This is a genomic window from Mesorhizobium sp. M7A.F.Ca.US.006.04.2.1, from assembly GCF_004022915.1.
GTDB classification, from domain to species: Bacteria; Pseudomonadota; Alphaproteobacteria; order Rhizobiales; family Rhizobiaceae; genus Mesorhizobium; species Mesorhizobium ciceri.
In genome coordinates this window covers 1-1,052 of sequence record NZ_RZQA01001336.1, presented here as the reverse complement: position 1 = coordinate 1,052, position 1,052 = coordinate 1, and the positions used below count along the sequence as shown (strand labels likewise).

Annotated in this window: 1 protein-coding gene and 1 pseudogene; both read left to right on the top strand. The window is 61.3% G+C overall.

Going from position 1 to position 1,052, the window contains the following annotated elements; all coding sequences use genetic code 11:
* A pseudogene (locus EN925_RS41275) lies at window positions 1-165 on the top strand (peptidase); the annotation flags it as partial.
* 203 nt (window positions 166-368) lie between these two features.
* On the top strand, window positions 369-1,052 hold a 684-nt coding region (locus tag EN925_RS37115; RefSeq protein WP_128337426.1), incomplete at its 3' end, for an MFS transporter.

The window sequence follows — 1,052 nt, the reverse complement described above, 5'->3', positions numbered from 1 at the left end:
GCCAAGGCCAAGGCGGCTGAGATCACCGCGGCTGTTCTGGCCAGGCACGACCGCGCCCAGCTTCAGTTCGACCGCGTCGAAAGCGTCAATTTCGAAAGCCGCATCTTGCGGCTGCTGCGCTACCGCATGGAGCGCATCGGCAACGGCCGACTGCCGCCGGCCTGAACGCACCCGAACTGAAAGCCAAATTCGCCGAAGCGTAGTGCCAGATTCGAAAAACTTTCGAGCCGCCGTCGAAACCGGCCTATATGGGACGACATATATCAGGCTCGCCAAACGAGCTTAAAACACCAATGCGATCCAAACGGTCATGAAGCCGGAGCGGCTGAACAGCGCCGGTCAAATCGCAAGCTTATGGATGAACGATCATGGACCAGGCTGTCGATGAGAAAACGATGGCGGAAACCGGCACGCCGATAACAGAGCGCGAAAAGAACGCCATCATCGGCGGCGTGCTGTTGTCGATGCTGTTGGCGGCACTCGATCAGACCATTGTCGCGCCGGCCATGCCGACCATCGGGCATGCGCTCGGAAACGCACACTATCTGCCATGGATCGTCACCGGTTATCTCCTGACCGCTACCGCGGTGGCTCCGCTCTATGGCAAGATTTCCGACGTCTACGGCCGCCGGCCGACCGTCTACGCCGCGATCCTGATCTTTTTGGCGGGATCGGTGGTCAGTGCGATGGCTCCCAACATGTTTGTGCTGGTTGTCGGGCGGGCGATCCAGGGCGCCGGTGGCGGCGGCTTGTTCGCTTTGACGCAGACCGTCGTCGGCGATCTCGTGCCGCCGCGCGAGCGGGCACGCTATGCCGCCTGGTTCTCCGGCACATGGGCTGTCGCCAGCGTTGCCGGTCCGTTGCTCGGCGGCACTTTCGCAGAGCACCTGCACTGGTCACTGATCTTCTGGATCAACATTCCGCTTGGTTTTCTTGCGATGGCGATCATCAACAAGCCGCTCAAGAAACTGCCCATTGCCGCAAAGCGCCATCGCATCGACGGCCTGGGCGCGCTGCTTCTGATAATTGCCACGGCGCTGCTGCTGCTCGCC